The organism is Pseudomonas sp. CFBP 13602, assembly GCF_014842725.1.
Lineage (GTDB): Bacteria > Pseudomonadota > Gammaproteobacteria > Pseudomonadales > Pseudomonadaceae > Aquipseudomonas > Aquipseudomonas baltica.
The window spans coordinates 39721-57479 of record NZ_JACYVT010000008.1 but is presented as its reverse complement, the minus strand read 5'-3'; the positions used below and the strand labels follow the sequence as shown (position 1 = coordinate 57479).

Sequence of the window (17759 nt, the reverse complement as noted above, 5' to 3'; positions counted from 1 at the left end):
TCACCTGTAGATCGGTGTTTGCGTGGTCCGCCCTGTGCCCGCCGAGGGCCGACCACGAAGAGTGTAAACGTGAGCGTCACCTGCGTGCCGGCCGCTCACGTGCGTGCTGCTAGGGCAGCTCGTTGCTGGCATAGAACGCGCCCAGTACCTTCACCAGATGCGCCAGGTCATGGCTGCCGGCAAGCTCGCGAATCGAATGCATGGCAAACGTCGGCAAGCCGATGTCGACGGTCCTGATGCCCAGGTGGCTGGCGGTGATCGGGCCGATGGTCGAACCGCAACCCATGTCGCTGCGTACCACGAAGCTTTGCACCGGTACTTCCACGGCCATGCACAGGTGGCGGAAGAACCCCGCCGTTTCGCTGTTGGTGGCGTAGCGCTGGTTGCTGTTGACCTTGATCACCGGCCCGGCATTGAGTTTGGGCCCGTGGTTGGCGTCGTGCTTGTCGGCGTAGTTGGGGTGAACACCGTGGGCATTGTCGGCCGACACCAGCAGCGAACGCTGGATGCTGCGTACATACTCGTCGCCCTCGGGCAGCAGGCGCTGCAGGACCTGTTCGAGCATCGGCCCGTCGGCGCCACAGGCCGAACTGGAACCGATCTCTTCATGGTCGGTACACACCAGCACGCAGCTTTCATCGCCCTGAGCATCGAGCAGGGCCTGCAGGCCTGCATAACAGGACAGCAGGTTGTCGAGCCGCGCGCCGGCGATGAAATCACCGTGCAGGCCAATCACCGCAGCACTTTGCGTGTCGTAGAAGCTGAGCTCGTAATCCAGCACCACGTCGGCATTGAGCCCGTGTTCGCGTGCCAATTGCTCGGTCAGCAGCGCACGGAAATCGACCCGCTCGTCACCGGCCACCTGAGCCAGCACGGGTGGTAGTTCGTTCTGTGCGTTGATCGCCCAGCCCAGGTTGGCCTCGCGGTTGAGATGAATGGCCAGGTTGGGCACCACGGCAATCGGCAGGCGGAAATCGATCAGCTGGCTTTCGACCTTGCCGTCACGGCGAAAGGTGACCCGCCCGGCCAGCGACAGATCGCGGTCGAACCAGGGCGCCAGCAACGCACCGCCATAGACTTCGACGCCCAGCTGGAAGAAGCCCTGGCGCTGCAACTCGGGTTGCGGCTTCACGCGCAGGCAGGGGCTGTCGGTGTGAGCGCCAACCAGGCGCAAGCCGCTCAGCAGCGGCGAATGCTTGCCCAGCCTGACGGCAATGATCGAGGAATCGTTGCGCGTTACGTAGTAGCGCCCACCGGGCACCGTGTTCCAGCTCTCGCGCTCGTCCAGCCGCTGGTAACCGGCTGCTTCGAGGCGGCGAGCCAGCGTCGCGGTGGCGTGGAATGGGGTAGGGGAGGCCTTGAGAAAATCGATCAGGCCTTGGTTCAAAGCTTCACGCATAGAAAACTCCAGACAGCAATGCCACCGAGTTTACCCGATTGCCCACCCGTGTGGCTGCTGCTCCCACACAGGACCTGGCATACCGGCAGGAGCGGTCATCGGCCGCGAAAGCCTCACCGCTGTTCAGAAGGGTGCGGCGCACTCGAATTTCATCCGCTCGCCCGTCACCGGATGGGTAAACGCCAGCATGCTGGCATGCAGGCAAAGCCGCTCGTGTGCCTGCAACGCCTCGGGGTGGGCATACAGCCGGTCACCCAGCAGCGGATGACCGATCGACAACAGGTGCACGCGCAATTGGTGGGAACGCCCGGTGATCGGCGTCAGCTCCACGCGACACCACTCGCCGCAGCGCTCCAGCACCTTCCAGAAGGTCAGCGCATGCTTGCCGTGCTCGTGATCCACCACGTGCCGTGGCTTGGTCGGCGGATCGTAGCGCAGCGGCAGGTCGACACTGCCACTGTCCAGCGCAGGCTGGCCCCAGGCCAGGGCGGTATAGGCTTTTTCCGTCTCGCGGTCGTGGAACTGACGGGACAGCTCGCGGTGGCTGTCGGCATCGCGCGCCAGCAGAATGATGCCGCTGGTTTCCCAGTCCAGGCGATGCACGATGCGCGCCTCGGGGAAGCCGTTTTCCTGCAGGCGGGTGATCAGGCAGTCCTTGTTGTCGTCGGCGCGCCCGGGCACCGACAACAACAGGGTCGGCTTGTCGATGACCAGCACGGCGGCGTCCTGGTGGATGATGCGAATGTTCGACAACGGCATGAAAGGTCTATCTCTCAGAAACGCCAACGGCGGCGCGTCGACCCTTTTCAGCAAAGGGCCGGCGGGCCGCCGTGGAGCCGAGCGCAGGGCTCAGCGGTCGGGCAGGGTAATGTTCAATTCCAGAATCGAGCAGCTACCCTGATTCTCGAGCGCAACCTGTACCTGGTCGCTCTCGATGTTCACATACTTGCGAATCACTTCCACCAGCTCTTTCTGCAGAGCCGGCAGGTAGTCAGGGGTAGTGCGTTGGCCGCGTTCATGCGCCACGATGATCTGTAGACGCTCTTTCGCGACCGACGCGGTATTGCCTTTCTTGCGGTCACGAAAGAAGTCGAAAATATTCATTAGCGACCTCCAAACAGGCGCTCGACCCAGTTCTTCTTCTTGAAATCAAGGAAGCGGTGGGGCTTTTCCTTGCCCAGCAAACGGTCGACGGCATCGCTGTACGCCTGGCCGGCGTCGCTCTGGTCGTCGAAAATCACCGGCGTACCCGAGTTGGACGCCTTGAGCACTGCTTCGGATTCCGGAATCACGCCCAGCAGGCGGATGGCCAGGATTTCCTCGACGTCTTCCACGCCCAGCATCTCGCCGCGGCTGACGCGCTCGGGGCTGTAGCGGGTGATCAGCAGGTGTTCCTTGATCGGATCCTCGCCGTTCTCGGCGCGTCGCGACTTGCTCGCCAACAGGCCAAGCATGCGGTCCGAGTCGCGTACCGAGGACACCTCGGGGTTGGTCACCACGATTGCTTCGTCGGCGAAATACATGGCCAGGTGAGCACCTTTCTCGATGCCTGCCGGGGAGTCGCACAGAATGTAGTCGTGGGTCTTGGACAGCTCGGTGATGATCTTCTCGACGCCTTCCTTGGTCAGGGCGTCCTTGTCGCGCGTCTGGCTGGCAGCCAGGATGAAGAGGTTCTCGACGCGCTTGTCCTTGATCAGGGCCTGCTGCAGGGTCGCTTCACCGTTCACCACGTTGACGAAGTCGTACACCACGCGGCGTTCGCAGCCCATGATGAGGTCAAGGTTACGCAGGCCGACGTCGAAGTCGATGATGACGGTTTTGTGGCCGCGCAGTGCGAGGCCGGTGCCGATGGCGGCGCTGGTGGTGGTCTTGCCCACACCACCCTTGCCGGATGTAACCACTAGAATCTTGGCCAAGGTGTATCACCCCTACTTAAAAAGGGACTGTTAATCCCCGAGAAAACATGACTTCAAAACATCGGCGGACTGCATGTGTCTGCGGTACCGGAAGCGTACCGCTCGACAACCGCGCTATTTGAAAGTTGCGCTGAAAATGGCGGCAGTATCCGTTAAAGACGGGTGATGTTCAACACATCCCCCGATAAGCTCACCTGAACGGGCGCACCCCACAGCGGGTCGCGACGCAGGTCTTCGGAGACCTTGTACTGCCCGGCGATGGAAAGCAGTTCGGCGCCCAGTTGCTGACAGAAGATGCGGGCCTTGCGGTCGCCCTTGATGCCCGCCAGGGCGCGGCCACGCATCGGGCCGTACACATGAATGTTGCCATCGGCCAGCAGTTCGGCACCCGAGCTCACCGAGCTGATCACCACCAGGTCGCAGCCCTGAGCGTAGATCTGCTGGCCGCCACGGATCGGCGTGGTGATCACGCGAGTCGGCTGGATCAAGGGCTCTGGAGGCTTTTCCGGAGGCTTCTCGGGCTTGCGCTCTTCGACTTCCAGCGGTCGTTCGCGGGCACCCGAGGGTGGCAGCACCGGCAAGTCGATGGCGATTGCCGCCGCGATGTCTTCGATGCGGCTGGCACGCAGCGCCAGGGTCCGCAGGCCATGATGACGGCAGATGCGCATCAGGCCCGGCAGGTCGATGCTGCCCTGGTTGGCGGGCAGTTTGTCCAGCGCCAGCACCAGCGGCGTGTTGCTGAAGAAGTTCGGGGCCTGCGCGACCTTGGCCGCCAACTGGCGGTCGAGGCCGGCAAGATCGTTCTTCGCCAACTCAAGCACGGTGATGGCGAGCATGCTGCCCTTGAGTTGGAACACAGGTTCCTGGTCTAGCTGATCGGTCTGGCTCATGGTCGGCAAAACGCGCCTTGTAACTAAAAAAAGTGCCGAGACTTATAGCGAGAACCACCTTCCCCTGCAAGCCGCGACGCAGCGATGGGTGGTCAACCCATGTAGAATGCCCCGCCTTGTAGCCTGTTCGGAATCGTCAATGGACCGCCCGCGTTTTCGCCGATCTTTTCTTCATCCGCGCTTCTGGCCCCTGTGGCTGGGGCTCGGCGCGTTGTGGCTGGTCGTGCAATTGCCCTATCGCGCCTTGCTCAGGCTGGGCCGCTGGCTGGGGATGGGCATGTACCGCGTGGCCAGTGAACGTCGCCGCGTGGCGGCGCGCAACCTCGAGTTGTGCTTCCCGCAGATGCCGCCCGTCGAAAGAAAACGCCTGCTCAAGGAAAACTTCGCATCCACCGGCATCGCATTCTTCGAAATGGCCATGAGCTGGTGGTGGCCACAGGCGCGCCTGGCAAGGCTGGCGCACATCGAAGGGCTCGAACACCTGCAGGCGGCGCAACGTGAGGGCGAGGGCGCGATTCTGATGGCGCTGCATTTCACCACCCTGGAAATCGGCGCAGCGTTGCTGGGCCAGCGCCACACCATCGACGGCATGTACCGCGAGCATCGCAATGCACTGTTCGATTTCGTCCAGCGCCAGGGCCGCGAACGGCACAATCCCGATTCGCTGGCGGTAGAACGCGAGGACGTGCGCGGGATGATCAAGCTGCTGCGCAAGGGCCGCGCTATCTGGTACGCACCCGATCAGGACTATGGCGCCAAGCAGAGCATCTTCGTGCCGCTGTTCGGTATCGAGGCGGCCACGGTGACGGCTACCACGCATTTCGCCCGGCTGGGCAAGGCACGGGTCATCCCGTTCACGCAACGGCGACTGGAAGACGGCTCTGGCTATCGGCTGGTTTTGCATCCACCGCTGCAGGGGTTCCCCGGCGAGAGCGAAGCGGCCGATGCGTTGCGCATCAACCAGTGGGTGGAACAGGCCGTGACCGAATGCCCCGAGCAGTACCTGTGGGCCCACCGCCGCTTCAAGTCGCGGCCTGTCGGCGCACCGAAACTGTACGAGAAGCGCTGAGCGGGGTGGGGTGGACGAACCAGCGTCGACCCCGCTCTCACAATCGCCTGAAGCTCAGCTCTGGTTGGAGCGGTTGCTACCGGCGAAGAGGCCCGTGCGCGATGCGCTTACTCGGCGATCTGCAGCTTGCGCGACTCGGTGTACACGTAACGCACCTTCTCGTACTCGAACGGTGAGTTCAGCTGACCGTAGCGGAAGCTGTTGCTGTAGCGCCGATCCACGGCACGCAACGCCCACAACTCTGGATGATTGCTGCTGACCTCGGACACATTGAGGAAATTGATCTGGTTCTCGACGGCGAAGTCGAACACCAGGCCGGTGGTGTCGCGCAGGTTGGACGGCCCCAGGATCGGCAAGACCAGGTAGGCGCCGTTCGGCACACCGTAGAAGCCCAGGGTCTGACCGAAGTCTTCGGCCTGCTTCTGCAGGCCGAACCAGGTGGCCGGGTCCCACAGGCCCGCCACGCCCAGCGTGGTGTTCACCAACAACCGTCCAGATGTATCCAGGGCACGCTTGCCCTTGAACTGCAGCAGGCTGTTGACCAGGCTCGGCACTTCGCCCAGGTTGCTGAAGAAGTTGCTCACCCCGGTGCGCAGGAACGACGGCGTGATGTACGTATAGCCGTTGACCACCGGCAGGAATACCCACTCGTCGAAACGATAGTTGAAGTGGTAAAGGCGCCGGTTCAGGTTTTCCAACGGGTCGTAGACGTTCAACGCCGTGAGCGTGGAGCGCTCGAACTCGCGCTGGTCCAGGCCAGGGTTGAACTTGAGTACCTGCAACGGTTGCTTGAAGCCGTCGCTGTCGACCTTCTGGACGGTGCTGTCGTCGGCCTGGGCAACGCCTGCGCACAGCAGCGTTGCCATCAACAGGAATGTTCTAGCCACGGAAGAACTCCAGCATAGCGTCGCTGTTGACGCGGTAATTGAGGTTGCCGCAATGGCCGCCATAAGGGTAAACGGTCAAGCGATCGCCAAAGGTCTTGCGCAGGAAGCCCAGATCGCCAGGGCCCAGGATCACATCGTCGGCGTTGTGCATGACGCTGATCTTGGTGCTGTTCTGCAAGTAGTCCTTGATGCCATACAGGCTCACCTGATCCACCAGCTGCAGCAGGCTGCCACCGTCGGTGCGGGCGCGCCACATCGGAATCACCTGCTCGGTCAGGTAGCAGTCGAAGTCGCACTGCAGCGCCCGGCGCAGGAACGGCGTTAGGCTGGTGCCTTCGCTGATCGGATACTTGGGCGGCGTGATCAGCCCACGGCGGTTGATCAGGTCGGAGGTGAAGGCAATGTCGGCAGCCGAAAACCGGAACGAGGTGCCGATCAGCATGGCCATCTGCTCGTTGGAAAGGTGCTGCTTGGACTGCTGGAAATCGTAGAGCAGCGCATCGTTGAGGTCGATATAGCCCTTCTGCTGGAAGTAGCGCGTCAGCTTGTTGAGGACCAGCTCATAGAACGTCGTGCTGTTGTTGATGCCCTTGACCTGGGTCTGCACCAACTTGTCGAGGTTGGTGATCGAGGTGTAGAGGTTGACCGGCGGGTTGAGCAGCAGCACTTTCTTGAAGTTGAAACTGCGCCGGGTCTCATCCAGCTGGCTGACGAACGCTGCGTCCAGCGCGCCCAAGCTGTACCCGGTCAGGTAGAAATCGGTGATCGGCAACTTCGGATGCTGGGCACGCACGCCCTGCATGACCCGGTACAGGTCTTCGGCATCTTCGCGGGTCACGCCCGGAGTGGCGAAGCGCGACGCGGCGCTGATGAAGTCGAAGCTGGTGGGTGAGGACAGCTGCACCACGTGGTAGCCGGCCTGGTAATACAGCTTTTTCAGGTATTCGTTGAGCGAACTGCTGTAGGGCGCACCGGTGCCGGCAATGAGGAAGATCAGTGGCGCGGCATGGTCCTGCTGGGCCAGGCGATAGCGCAGCTTCTTCACGGCCCAGAAATTGTCCGGCAGGATGAACTCTCGCTCCGGGCGCACGTTGAGGCTGTAGTCGGCCTGATCGATGTCTTCGTCCAGGGGCAGCTTGGGCCGCAGCTCCGGCGGTGTCGAAGCGATCGTGGCCTCGAACGGGTTGGTGAGCGGATAGCCATAGGTGGCGGGGTCGATATCCTTCGCCAACGCGGACGCACTCATGATGAGGCCGCCAAGCAGGGCAGCGAAGCGCAATGATCGGAGCATGACGGAGTCCCTAGAGGAGAATGCTGTGTTGACGTTCGAGGCTAGGACAAGCGCACTGGTGGCAAGTTGCCAAGCCGCTGGGTTTTTAACACAACAACTCGTCCTGACCGGCGGCAAGATACACTGAATTTACCACTCGATGCGCGTGCTCCGACCTGCTGCACGCCACAGTGAGCAGTGCTACCGCCGCTGCTTGCGTCGCCGCCATTGGCGACTGACCCACCAGCGCCAGTAAAACATTGTCAGGAAGTATGCCAACGCCCCCAGTACCACGCCAGTCACCACCGAGCCGAGCAGGAACGGCTGCCACAGCGTGGACATCTGGCTCATCACCCAGTCCCAGCTGTAGGAGTCAGGTAGCTGCCGCGGTGGCTGACCCAGCAGCCAGGACCCTACCTTGTACGTGCAATAGAACACCGGAGGCATGGTGATCGGGTTGGTCAGCCACACCAGGCTGACCGCGATGGGCATGTTGCCGCGCACCATGATGGCCAGGGCCGCCGCCAGGAGCATCTGCAGCGGGATGGGCATGAACGCGGCGAACAGGCCGACCGCCATCGCCCGGGCCACGGAATGACGGTTCAGGTGCCAGAGGTTGGCGTCATGCAGGAGGCGACCCAGGAATCGCAGCGACTTGTGTTCACGAATCGTCTCTGGGTCCGGCATGTAGCGCTTGAACAGGCGACGCGGCATAGCGGTCTCGCACGTATCTGTCTGGATGTGTCCGGCAGTATGCACAAGTTGCCTGAAGTCCGAGCTCAGACTTTGTGACATTTGATAAGGCGCGACGCGGCCTGTTTGCCCTTAGCCTTGCCCGGCGGTTTTTCCAGGGAGGAAGGTATGCGCACAGCGATGTTGGCGTTGGCGACCGGGATGGTGTGTCTGCGTTGGCTGCCGACGCTTCCATCATTGAGCTGGCTGGTAGGCATGGGTGCAGGTGCGATGTTGTTGCTGGCAGCGCGCCGCTGGCATTGCGCGCTCGTTCTGCTGGGCCTGTGTTGGGCCTGTCTGCACGCCCACTGGGCGACGAACGGACAGTTGGCGTCTGCGCTGGACGGACAAACCCTGTGGCTCGAAGGGGAGGTGGTGGGCCTGCCGGCAACCAACGGCAGCACGGTGCGCTTCGAACTGGCCGAGGCCTGGTCGCGTCGTGCGCAGCTACCGTCGCACCTGCGCCTGGCCTGGTATGGCGGCCCGCGGGTCGTCAGCGGCGAGCGTTGGCGGCTGGCCGTGAAACTCAAGCGGCCGCGGGCATTGGTCAACCCCGGAGGTTTCGACGCCCAGGCCTGGGCCCTGGCCAAGGGCATCGGCGCCACCGGCAGCGTCAAGGCCGGCCAGCGGGTGCGGGCGGCCCGTCTGGCCTGGCGCGATGGCGTGCGCCAGCGGCTGCTGGCTGTGGACAGCCAGCAGCAGGGCGGCACGCTCGCCGCCTTGCTGCTGGGCGACGGTTCGGGCGTGTCCCGCCAGCAGTGGGACGTTCTCCAGGCCACGGGGACCGTGCATCTGTTGGTTATCTCCGGCCAGCACGTCGGCCTGCTTGCGGGGTTGCTGTATGGCCTGGTTGCCCTGTTGGCAAAACTCGGTGTCTGGCCGGCGCGTTGGCCCTGGTTGCCCTGTGCCTGCGCATTGGCGTTCACCGGCGCGTTGGCGTATGGGCTGTTGGCCGGCTTCCAGGTGCCGGTACGCCGAGCCTGCATCATGATCGGCCTAGTGCTGTTGTGGCGGCTGCGCTTTCGCCACCTGGGCGTGTGGTCGCCGCTACTGCTGGCATTCACCACGGTCTTGCTGGTCGACCCCCTGGTCAGCCTGCAGCCGGGATTCTGGCTGTCGTTTTGCGCGGTGGGAGTGCTGCTGCTGACGTTTTCCGGACGTCTGGGCGGTTGGCGCTGGTGGCAGGCCTGGACGCGCGCGCAGTGCTGCGTGGCGGTGGGTCTGCTGCCGGTGATGGTGGCCCTGGCGTTGCCGGTGAGTATCAGCGGGCCGCTGGTGAATCTGCTGGCCGTGCCCTGGATCAGTCTGCTGGTGCTGCCGGTGGCCATGGCCGGTGCCGTGCTGCTGCCTGTGCCCTGGGTGGGCGAAACCCTGCTGTGGCTGGCCGGCGGCGCACTGCGCGGCCTGTTTCAATGGCTGACCTGGGCCGCCGAGTGGGGGCCTTCCTGGCTGCCGCCGGGGCTGTCGCCCGGGGTATGGCTGGTGCTGGTCATCGGCGTGCTGTTGCTGTTGCTGCCGGCCGGTACTCCATTGCGCTGGTTGGGCGTGCCGATGGTCGGGCTGCTGTTGTTCAGCCCGCGTCAGGCACCGCCCGTGGGCCAGGCCGATATCTGGGTGCTGGATGTCGGCCAGGGGCTGGGTGTGCTCGTGCGCACCGCCCACCACCAGTTGCTCTACGACACCGGTCCCGGCCTGGGCGAAATCGACGCCGGCGCCAGTGTGGTGGTGCCCAGCCTGGTAGCCCTGGGCGTGCGGCGCCTGGATGCGATGATCATCAGTCATGCGCACCTCGATCATTCCGGTGGTGCTGGCACCGTTATGCGACGCCTGCCGGTCGACCAGACGCTGGCCGGTGAGCCCGACCTTTTGCCCGCCGCGTGGCAGGCGCAGCCTTGCGAGCCCGGGCGCAGTTGGGAGTGGGACGAGGTGAAGTTCGTCTTGTGGCGCTGGCCGTCGGCCGTGCCCGGCAATCCCGCCTCGTGCGTACTCTGGGTCGAAGCCAATGGCGAGCGCCTGCTGCTCAGCGGCGACATCGACGCGGCGGCCGAAAAAGCCCTGGTCGCGAGCGGTTTGCCGGTTCAGGCGCACTGGTTGCAAGTGCCGCACCACGGCAGCCGGACGTCATCGAGCAAGCCCTTGCTGGATGCAGTGCGTCCACAGGCAGCGTTGATCTCTAGGGGGCATGGCAATACCTTCGGCCATCCCCATGCCTCCGTACTGGCGCGTTTTCAGGCATTGGGCATCGCCACCCACGACACCGCCGAGGACGGCGCGTTGCGTGTCCGCCTGGGTACCTTTGGCCCGGTGCAGCGGCAGCGCTCCCAGCGACGTTTCTGGCGCGAGGCACCCGACCACCCCTGAGCTTTCCAACGGTCATCGCACGCTTCGACGCGCCTCACCCCTATGGTAGAGTGGCGAACTTTTTCGAGGGGATCGTACCTGTGTGGGAATTGGTTAAGTCTGGCGGCTGGATGATGTTGCCAATCATAGTGAGCTCCATCGTCGCCCTGGCTATCATCGCCGAGCGCTTGTGGACCTTGCGTGCCAGCCGTGTTGCGCCTGCCCATCTGGTCGGCCAGGTCTGGCGCTGGAAGAAAGACAAGCAACTGAGCAAGGAAAAGCTCAAGGAGTTGCGTGCCCACTCGCCGCTTGGCGAGATCCTCGCGGCTGGCCTGGCGAATTCTCGCCATGGCCGCGAAATCATGAAGGAAAGCATCGAGGAGGCGGCCAGTCGAGTCATCCACGAGCTGGAACGCTACATCAGCACCTTGGGCACCATTGCCGCCATGGCGCCGCTGCTCGGTCTGCTGGGCACCGTGATCGGCATGATCGAGATCTTCGGCTCGTTCACCGGAGGCACCGTCAGCGGCAACCCCGGTCTCATGGCAGGCGGTATTTCCAAAGCGCTGGTCACTACGGCGTCAGGTCTCATCGTCGCGATCCCGGCGCTGTTCTTCCATCGCCTGTTGCAACGGCGCATCGACGAGCTGGTGGTCGGCATGGAGCAGGAAGCCATCAAACTGGTGGAAGTCGTGCAGGGGGATCGCGAGGTCGACCTGGCCGAGGAAAAAGCGTGAAGTTTCGTCGTCGCAGTCGGGAAAACATCGAGCTCAACCTGATCTCGCTGATAGACGTCGTGTTCGTGCTGCTGCTGTTCTTCGTCATCACCACTACGTTCACTCGCGAAACCCAGTTGCGTGTCGAGCTGCCCGAAGCGGTGAACGGCGCGCCGGAACAGGCCAGCAACCTCAAACGCATCGACATCGCCATCAGCGCCGAAGGCGTCTATGCGGTGAACAACCAGTTGCTACCGAAAAGCGACCTGCCGACCCTGCTCGACGCCCTGCGTACCGCATCGGCCGGTGACAGCTCGCTGCCACTGTCGATCAGCGCCGACGGCAAGACGCCGCATCAAGCGGTCATCAGCGCCATGGACGCGGCCGGCAAGCTGGGTTTCAGCCAGATCAGCATGATCACCGTCGAGGCGCAGGCGAATCCCTGATGAGCTTCGCCGACCGATTGTCCGCCGCCTGGTATGCCGGCCATCGCGCGCTGTGGCTGTTGCGTCCGCTGGAATGTCTGTACCGCAGTGTCGTGGCGCGCAAGCGTCGGCGATTCGAGGCCGGGCAGGGCGCAATCTACCGCGCCCCGGTGCCGGTGCTGGTGGTCGGCAACATCACCGTCGGTGGCACCGGCAAGACCCCGATGATCCTCTGGCTGATCGAGCACTGCCAGGCGCGCGGCCTGCGCGTTGGCGTGGTCAGTCGCGGCTACGGCGCCAGGCCACCGAGCCTGCCATGGCGGGTCCGCGCCGATCAGGACGCTGCCCAGGCGGGCGACGAGCCGTTGCTGATCGTGCGGCGCAGCGGGGTGCCGCTGGTGATCGACCCCGACCGTGGCCGCGCCGTACGTGCGCTGCTCGAAGCCGAGCCCGTGGACCTGGTGCTCAGCGACGATGGCTTGCAACACTACCGCCTGGCGCGCGACATCGAACTGGTGCTGATCGACGCTGCGCGCGGGCTGGGCAATGGCCGCTGCCTGCCTGCGGGTCCGTTGCGCGAGCCCGCCGAGCGATTGCGTTCGGTCGATGCCGTGCTGTTCAACGGTGCCGCCGACGATTCGCCGCGTGGCTACGGCCTGACCCTGCAAGCCCGGGCGTTGATCAACGTGCGCAGCGGCGAGCGCCGGCCATTGAGCCATTTCCCACCAGGGCAGGCAGTGCACGCCGTGGCCGGGATCGGCAACCCACAACGTTTCTTCGACACCCTGCAGGCGCTACACTGGCAGCCTGTCGCTCACGCTTTCGCCGATCATGCCCGGTTCACGCCGCAGGCCCTGTGTTTCGAGCCACCGTTGCCCGTGGTCATGACCGAGAAAGATGCCGTGAAGTGCCGCGAGTTCGCCGCTGCGGATTGGTGGTACCTGGCCGTCGACGCCCAGCCTTCGCCCCATTTCATCGGTTGGCTCGACCAGCGCCTGACCAGCCTTTTGCCCTGATCCCCTTGCCCTGAAGGATTTTTCCATGGACACCAAACTGCTCGATATCCTCGCCTGCCCGATCACCAAGGGTCCGCTCAAGCTCAGCGCCGACAAGCGCGAGCTGATCAGCAAGGGCGCCGGCCTGGCCTATCCCATCCGCGATGGCATTCCGGTGATGCTGGAAACCGAAGCGCGGACCCTGACCGACGACGAGCGCCTGGATAAATGAGCACGGCTTTCACCGTAGTGATACCCGCGCGGTACCAGTCGACCCGCCTGCCGGGCAAGCCACTGCAGATGATCGCCGGCAAGCCGATGATCCAGCATGTCTGGGAACAGGCCTGCAAGAGCACGGCGGCGCGAGTCGTGGTTGCCACCGACGATGTGCGCATCGAGTCCGCCTGCCGGGCGTTCGGCGCCGAGGTGGTGATGACCCGGACCGATCATGAGTCCGGTACCGACCGTTTGGCCGAGGTATGCCAGGCATTGGGGCTGGATGCCGAGTCCATCGTGGTCAACGTGCAAGGCGACGAGCCGTTGATTCCGCCGGTGGTCATCGACCAGGTGGCGGCCAATCTCGCTGCCAGCCACGAGGCCGCCATGGCAACCCTGGCCGAGCCGATCACGGACGTGGAAGCGTTGTTCAACCTCAATGTGGTCAAGGTGGTCACCGACCTGAACGGCCTGGCGCTGACCTTCAGCCGAGCACCGCTGCCGTGGGCGCGCGACGAGTTCGCCAACGATCGCGATGCCCTCCCGGCCCAGGTGCCCTACCGTCGTCACATTGGTATCTATGCCTACCGTGCCGGCTTTCTGCAGGACTTCGTGCAGTGGGGCCCGTGCTGGCTGGAAAACACCGAGCGCCTCGAGCAGCTGCGTGCGCTCTGGCACGGGGTACGCATCCATGTGGCCGATGCCGTGCAGGCGCCGCCCGCCGGTGTCGACACCGAGCAAGACCTGGAGCGCGTACGGCGCCTGCTGGAGGCTTGATGGCAGCCCATGGCAACGTTCCGGCAGGTGAGCTGGTGAACCTGGACATTCGCGCCAATCAGTCGCTCAAGCCGTACAACACCTTTGGTATCGAGGTGAAGGCGGCGTTTCTGGTCGCGGTGCATGACGATATCGAGCTGATCCAGGCGTTGGCCTGGGCCACCACGAACGGTCTGCGTGCGCTGGTGATCGGTGGTGGCAGCAACCTGTTGCTGACCGCCGACCTCTCCGACGTGCTGGTGGTGCGCATGGCCAGCCGCGGCGTGCGCGTGCTCGCAGAGGCCGGTGATCAGGTGGTGCTGGAAGCCGAAGCCGGCGAGCCGTGGCACCCTTTCGTATTGCAGACGCTTGAACAAGGTCTGGCAGGTCTGGAAAACCTCAGCCTGATTCCTGGAACCGTGGGTGCAGCGCCCATGCAGAACATCGGTGCCTACGGCGTCGAGATCAAAGACGTGTTCGCCGGCCTCACTGCGCTTGACCGGGATACGTTGCAGATACGCGACTTCAGCGCCGCCGAGTGCGCATTCGGCTATCGCGACAGCCTGTTCAAGCGCCAGCCCGGCCGTTGGGTGATCCTGCGCGTGCGCTTCACGCTTTCACGTTCCGCGCCGGTGCATCTGGACTACGGCCCGGTGCGTCAGCGGCTGGCCGAACAGGGAATCCAGCACCCGACGCCCACCGACGTCAGCGCCGCCATCTGCAGCATCCGTCGAGAAAAGCTTCCCGACCCTGCCGAGCTGGGCAATGCCGGCAGCTTCTTCAAGAACCCGGTCGTGACCGCCTCGGTGCTGGACGCCATTCGCAGCGAGCATCCCGATGTGGTTGCCTATCCCCAGGCCGATGGCCTGTACAAACTGGCGGCGGGTTGGCTGATCGAGCGCGCCGGCTGGAAGGGCCATCGCGAGGGCGACGCCGGCGTGCACCGCTTGCAGTCATTGGTGCTGGTCAATCACGGCAATGCATCGGGCAAGCAGCTGCATGCCCTGGCCCAGTGCATCCAGGACGATATCCAGTCACGCTTCGGTGTGGTGCTGGAGATGGAACCCAATCTGTATTGAGCGTCCGTACGGCGCATCGTGACTATCGGAGCCTACCCCCATGTCAGCCATCACCGCCCCCTGTGCCTTGATTCTCGCTGCAGGGCAAGGGCGCCGTTTCCAGGATGCCGCAGGGCAGGGCAGCGACAAACTGCTTGCACCCTGCAGCGGGTTGGATGGCATCGAGCGCAGCGTCATCGAACAGGTCATGCACAACCTCGGTGATACGCTAGAGCGACGTGTGCTGGTCACCCGTGCGCACAAGAAGCAAGTGATACAGCTGGGCGAAGCCTACGGCTGCGAGGTGGTATTGCTCGACTCCGCAGGCATGGGCGACAGCCTGCGCACGGGTGTCGAAGCCAGTCTGGATGCCGATGGCTGGCTGGTGTGCCTGGGCGACATGCCGTTCGTGACTCCCGCAACGTTCGCCAGGGTACGCCAGTGCATGGCGCCGGAGCGTATCTGCGTTGCCCATGGCGCTCGAGGTCACGGGCATCCGGTAGGCTTTGGCCGCACCTTTCGTGAGCAGTTGCTGTCGCTGCAGGGTGATCAGGGGGCTCGACGATTGTTCGCCGAGGCACACACGCAACGGGTGGCGTGCGCCGACCCAGGGATCTACCGCGATGTGGATCGGCCAGGCGACCTCGTCGGGTAACCGGTCGGCGAACAAATTGCAGGCAACAAAAAAGGCCACTTTTTCAAGTGGCCTTCTTCGTTGTTTGGTTGCGGGAGCCGGATTTGAACCGACGACCTTCGGGTTATGAGCCCGACGAGCTACCAGACTGCTCCATCCCGCGTCTGTGTGGGCTATTCTACAGCGCAGCGCCTGCTTGTCAAACCCTGATTTCAAGAAAACTCTTTTCCATCAATCGCTTAGCTTTGCCGATAGTGCTACGAGTCAGGCGGGGCGGGGCTTCCAGCGGTATTGGGCGGATTTGTCGATGGGCAAAAGAATGCGCGCCGGGCTTTGGCCATGGCGCTTATCGCTGCGAGTGAGATAATACTGTTGTTTTTGTACGATCTTTTACCAGCTTGGTACCCCGCCCAGACCATGACGCAGCGCAAGATCATCCATGTCGACTGTGACTGCTTCTATGCCGCCATCGAAATGCGTGACGACCCCCGGCTGGCCGGCAAGCCACTGGCCGTCGGCGGCTCGGCGGAGCGTCGCGGGGTGATCGCCACCTGCAACTATGAAGCTCGCGCCTATGGCGTGCGTTCAGCCATGAGCTCGCGGCACGCGATCAAACTGTGCCCCGACCTGACCATCGTCAAACCGCGCATGGATGCCTATAAAGAAGCGTCGCGGGAGATTCAGGGGATTTTTCGCGAGTACACCGACCTGATCGAGCCGCTGTCTCTGGACGAGGCCTACCTCGACGTTTCCGACTGCCCGCATTTTTCCGGCAGCGCCACGCGAATTGCCCAGGACATCCGGCGCAAGGTATCCAAGCGCCTGCACATCACGGTTTCGGCGGGGGTGGCGCCGAACAAATTTCTGGCCAAGATCGCCAGCGACTGGCGCAAGCCGGACGGCCTGTTCGTCATCACCCCGGCACAGATCGAAGACTTCGTCGCCGCCTTGCCGGTCACCAAGCTGCATGGCGTAGGCAAGGTCACCGCCGACAAGCTGGCCCGCCTGGGGATCGACAGCTGCCTGGAACTGCGTGAATGGACCAAGCTGGCGTTGGTCCGCGAATTCGGCAGCTTTGGCGAGCGTCTCTACAGCCTGGCACGCGGCATCGACGAGCGCGTGGTGCAGAACGACAGTCGGCGCCAGTCCATCAGCGTGGAAAACACCTACGAGGCGGACCTGCCGGATCTGGCCAGTTGCCTGGACAAGCTTCCAGAGCTGATGCAGACCCTGGCCGAGCGCATCGACCGGATCGACAGCAGCTATCGTCCAGGCAAGCCTTTCGTCAAAGTGAAGTTTCACGACTTTACCCAGACCACCCTGGAACAGGCAGGGGCGGGCAGGGACCTGGAAAGCTACCGGCAGCTACTGGGTCAGGCCTTCGCCCGGGGTGGCAAGCCGGTGCGCCTGTTGGGCATCGGCGTGCGCCTGCTGGACCTGCGTGGGGCCCACGAGCAGCTGGAACTGTTCAGCGACGGCTGACCGGCTGGCTCAGGTCCCGGGATCGGCGACCAGTCGGCCGGTGTCCCTGCGCAGCGACTTGAGAAAATCCTGCTGCAATTCAGGGTCGTTGCGGGTCAGCTCGATCAGGCTCTGTTCCAGTTCGCTGGCTTCGTCTTCCAGGCCCAGTTCGGCCAGGCGCTTGACCCGATACACCCACTGACCGACCTCGTCACCTTCCAGGTCATCGAAGATCAGCGTGTGCGCTTCGGCCAGTTTGCCGCGCAGGTCCGGGCTCACCGGCAGCAGGGCGCTGGCCCGGGTCTGGCTTTCCTCGTCCACCACACTCAGTTGCAGGCGTGTGACGTGGGTAAGATCCTGTTCCGCAAACGGGTTGTCGAGCAGGTTGATGCGCAACACACCGTTGGCGTCGGTTTCCAGGTCATAGGTCTTGCGGCCGGTGCCCACTTGTACAGGCCGCTCGCTCCATGGCGTGCTGTCGTGCTCCACGCGCCTGTCTGTCTGCACCTCGTCGATACCAGCAAGGTTCTGCTCGGCACGGCCGTTGGACTGCACGTTCATGAACGGATTGAGCCCGGCGAAACCGTAGCTGACCCAGTCCTTGGTCACGCTGTCGGGCAGGCTGCCGAAGGTCGCCACGTTCACCACGTTGGCGCCGACGCCGGCGACCACGGCCACCACCCCTAGCGGAATCTCGTAGACTTCACGCCAGGGTTGATAGGGTGTGTAGCGGTCGTAGTGACGTGTGGTCTCGAACGCCGTGACCTCGAAATCCTTGAGTTCACGAATGCGCACGCGACGTTGCGGCGTCTGCAGCACCTCGGGCTTGCCCAGGTCGATCTGCACGCTGTGTTCGAGCAGCTTGCGCTCGATGCGCTCTTCGTGTTCGTTGCGCTGCGACATCTGGTTGGCACAGCCACTGACCAGCAGGGTGCTGCACAGGGCAGCACCACCGAAGGCCAAGGTAGTTCGCTTGAACATGGTTTCTCGAATCT

Annotated in this window: 19 protein-coding genes and 1 tRNA gene; 10 read left to right on the top strand and 10 right to left on the bottom strand. The window is 63.6% G+C overall.

Annotated features, from left to right (window positions below):
* Positions 1-109 precede the first annotated feature (109 nt).
* The 5 genes from IFU31_RS17270 to minC all read right to left on the bottom strand — a co-directional run bounded on the left by IFU31_RS17270 (position 110) and on the right by minC (position 4205).
* Entirely contained in the window at positions 110-1399 is a 1290-nt protein-coding gene (locus tag IFU31_RS17270; protein WP_122479339.1) for a M18 family aminopeptidase, read from the bottom strand.
* Between the two features lie 123 nt (positions 1400-1522).
* Positions 1523-2158 carry an RluA family pseudouridine synthase gene (locus tag IFU31_RS17265; protein ID WP_122479338.1) on the bottom strand — a complete coding sequence of 212 codons (636 nt, stop codon included), beginning with the start codon at positions 2156-2158 and terminating at the stop codon, positions 1523-1525.
* A gap of 90 nt (positions 2159-2248) precedes the next feature.
* Positions 2249-2503, bottom strand: a complete 255-nt coding sequence (minE, locus tag IFU31_RS17260; RefSeq protein WP_122479337.1) for a cell division topological specificity factor MinE — start codon at positions 2501-2503, stop codon at positions 2249-2251.
* Positions 2503-3315, bottom strand: a complete 813-nt coding sequence (gene minD, locus IFU31_RS17255; protein ID WP_122479336.1) for a septum site-determining protein MinD — start codon at positions 3313-3315, stop codon at positions 2503-2505. Before minD ends, minE begins: the two co-directional genes overlap by 1 nt.
* A 152-nt stretch (positions 3316-3467) precedes the next feature.
* Entirely contained in the window at positions 3468-4205 is a 738-nt protein-coding gene (gene minC / locus IFU31_RS17250; RefSeq protein ID WP_122479335.1) for a septum site-determining protein MinC, read from the bottom strand.
* Between the two features lie 139 nt (positions 4206-4344).
* Here minC and IFU31_RS17245 point away from each other — a divergent pair, with 139 nt between their 5' ends.
* A complete protein-coding gene (locus IFU31_RS17245; protein WP_122479334.1) occupies positions 4345-5274 on the top strand; it encodes a lipid A biosynthesis lauroyl acyltransferase in 930 nt (309 codons plus the stop codon).
* 107 nt (positions 5275-5381) lie between these two features.
* On the opposite strand, the gene IFU31_RS17240 is transcribed toward IFU31_RS17245, so the two are convergent.
* The 3 genes from IFU31_RS17240 to IFU31_RS17230 all read right to left on the bottom strand — a co-directional run bounded on the left by IFU31_RS17240 (position 5382) and on the right by IFU31_RS17230 (position 8145).
* Positions 5382-6161, bottom strand: coding sequence for an MlaA family lipoprotein (locus tag IFU31_RS17240; protein ID WP_122479333.1), 780 nt, complete (start codon positions 6159-6161; stop codon positions 5382-5384).
* The gene (locus tag IFU31_RS17235) at positions 6154-7452 is read right to left on the bottom strand and encodes a serine/threonine protein kinase (RefSeq protein WP_122479332.1); all 1299 of its coding nucleotides are present in this window, start codon (positions 7450-7452) and stop codon (positions 6154-6156) included. Before IFU31_RS17235 ends, IFU31_RS17240 begins: the two co-directional genes overlap by 8 nt.
* Before the next feature lie 180 nt (positions 7453-7632).
* Positions 7633-8145 carry a DUF2062 domain-containing protein gene (locus IFU31_RS17230; RefSeq protein ID WP_185793954.1) on the bottom strand — a complete coding sequence of 171 codons (513 nt, stop codon included), beginning with the start codon at positions 8143-8145 and terminating at the stop codon, positions 7633-7635.
* Between the two features lie 147 nt (positions 8146-8292).
* Here IFU31_RS17230 and IFU31_RS17225 point away from each other — a divergent pair, with 147 nt between their 5' ends.
* From IFU31_RS17225 to IFU31_RS17190, 8 genes are all read left to right on the top strand, one after another.
* A complete protein-coding gene (locus IFU31_RS17225) occupies positions 8293-10524 on the top strand; it encodes a DNA internalization-related competence protein ComEC/Rec2 (RefSeq protein WP_192057591.1) in 2232 nt (743 codons plus the stop codon).
* Positions 10525-10604: 80 nt separating this feature from the next.
* On the top strand, positions 10605-11240 hold the full coding sequence (locus tag IFU31_RS17220) for a MotA/TolQ/ExbB proton channel family protein (protein ID WP_192049900.1): 636 nt from the start codon (positions 10605-10607) through the stop codon (positions 11238-11240).
* Positions 11237-11665: an ExbD/TolR family protein gene (locus IFU31_RS17215; protein WP_122479328.1), complete on the top strand. Its 429-nt coding sequence runs from the start codon at positions 11237-11239 to the stop codon at positions 11663-11665. Before IFU31_RS17220 ends, IFU31_RS17215 begins: the two co-directional genes overlap by 4 nt.
* A complete protein-coding gene (lpxK, locus tag IFU31_RS17210) occupies positions 11665-12660 on the top strand; it encodes a tetraacyldisaccharide 4'-kinase (RefSeq protein ID WP_192057590.1) in 996 nt (331 codons plus the stop codon). Before IFU31_RS17215 ends, lpxK begins: the two co-directional genes overlap by 1 nt.
* Before the next feature lie 25 nt (positions 12661-12685).
* Positions 12686-12871 (top strand): Trm112 family protein, encoded by a 186-nt coding sequence (locus IFU31_RS17205; RefSeq protein ID WP_122479326.1) that lies wholly within the window; start codon positions 12686-12688, stop codon positions 12869-12871.
* Positions 12868-13632 (top strand): 3-deoxy-manno-octulosonate cytidylyltransferase, encoded by a 765-nt coding sequence (gene kdsB, locus IFU31_RS17200; protein WP_192103916.1) that lies wholly within the window; start codon positions 12868-12870, stop codon positions 13630-13632. The genes IFU31_RS17205 and kdsB overlap by 4 nt, the downstream gene beginning before the upstream one ends.
* Before the next feature lie 35 nt (positions 13633-13667).
* Positions 13668-14690: a UDP-N-acetylmuramate dehydrogenase gene (murB, locus tag IFU31_RS17195; RefSeq protein ID WP_342345293.1), complete on the top strand. Its 1023-nt coding sequence runs from the start codon at positions 13668-13670 to the stop codon at positions 14688-14690.
* Between the two features lie 40 nt (positions 14691-14730).
* Positions 14731-15324, top strand: coding sequence for a nucleotidyltransferase family protein (locus tag IFU31_RS17190; protein WP_192103911.1), 594 nt, complete (start codon positions 14731-14733; stop codon positions 15322-15324).
* A 65-nt stretch (positions 15325-15389) separates the two neighbouring features.
* On the opposite strand, the gene IFU31_RS17185 is transcribed toward IFU31_RS17190, so the two are convergent.
* Positions 15390-15466: transfer RNA gene (locus tag IFU31_RS17185), tRNA-Met, on the bottom strand.
* Positions 15467-15720: 254 nt separating this feature from the next.
* Here IFU31_RS17185 and dinB point away from each other — a divergent pair.
* Positions 15721-16785, top strand: coding sequence for a DNA polymerase IV (dinB, locus tag IFU31_RS17180; RefSeq protein WP_192057586.1), 1065 nt, complete (start codon positions 15721-15723; stop codon positions 16783-16785).
* Between the two features lie 9 nt (positions 16786-16794).
* Here the strand turns inward: dinB and IFU31_RS17175 are convergent, their stop codons facing one another.
* Positions 16795-17745 carry a hypothetical protein gene (locus tag IFU31_RS17175; protein WP_122479322.1) on the bottom strand — a complete coding sequence of 317 codons (951 nt, stop codon included), beginning with the start codon at positions 17743-17745 and terminating at the stop codon, positions 16795-16797.
* Between the last annotated feature and the right edge of the window lie 14 nt (positions 17746-17759).

What these genes read in the sequence shown, in the direction of transcription:
- IFU31_RS17270 (WP_122479339.1), bottom strand. Translation starts at nt 1,399, where the DNA reads ATGCGTGAAGCTTTGAACCAAGGCCTGATCGATTTTCTCAAGGCCTCC.
- IFU31_RS17265 (WP_122479338.1), bottom strand. Translation starts at nt 2,158, where the DNA reads ATGCCGTTGTCGAACATTCGCATCATCCACCAGGACGCCGCCGTGCTG.
- minE (WP_122479337.1), bottom strand. Translation starts at nt 2,503, where the DNA reads ATGAATATTTTCGACTTCTTTCGTGACCGCAAGAAAGGCAATACCGCG.
- minC (WP_122479335.1), bottom strand. Translation starts at nt 4,205, where the DNA reads ATGAGCCAGACCGATCAGCTAGACCAGGAACCTGTGTTCCAACTCAAG.
- IFU31_RS17245 (WP_122479334.1), top strand. Translation starts at nt 4,345, where the DNA reads ATGGACCGCCCGCGTTTTCGCCGATCTTTTCTTCATCCGCGCTTCTGG.
- IFU31_RS17235 (WP_122479332.1), bottom strand. Translation starts at nt 7,452, where the DNA reads ATGCTCCGATCATTGCGCTTCGCTGCCCTGCTTGGCGGCCTCATCATG.
- IFU31_RS17230 (WP_185793954.1), bottom strand. Translation starts at nt 8,145, where the DNA reads ATGCCGCGTCGCCTGTTCAAGCGCTACATGCCGGACCCAGAGACGATT.
- IFU31_RS17225 (WP_192057591.1), top strand. Translation starts at nt 8,293, where the DNA reads ATGCGCACAGCGATGTTGGCGTTGGCGACCGGGATGGTGTGTCTGCGT.
- lpxK (WP_192057590.1), top strand. Translation starts at nt 11,665, where the DNA reads ATGAGCTTCGCCGACCGATTGTCCGCCGCCTGGTATGCCGGCCATCGC.
- IFU31_RS17205 (WP_122479326.1), top strand. Translation starts at nt 12,686, where the DNA reads ATGGACACCAAACTGCTCGATATCCTCGCCTGCCCGATCACCAAGGGT.
- kdsB (WP_192103916.1), top strand. Translation starts at nt 12,868, where the DNA reads ATGAGCACGGCTTTCACCGTAGTGATACCCGCGCGGTACCAGTCGACC.
- IFU31_RS17190 (WP_192103911.1), top strand. Translation starts at nt 14,731, where the DNA reads ATGTCAGCCATCACCGCCCCCTGTGCCTTGATTCTCGCTGCAGGGCAA.
- dinB (WP_192057586.1), top strand. Translation starts at nt 15,721, where the DNA reads ATGACGCAGCGCAAGATCATCCATGTCGACTGTGACTGCTTCTATGCC.
- IFU31_RS17175 (WP_122479322.1), bottom strand. Translation starts at nt 17,745, where the DNA reads ATGTTCAAGCGAACTACCTTGGCCTTCGGTGGTGCTGCCCTGTGCAGC.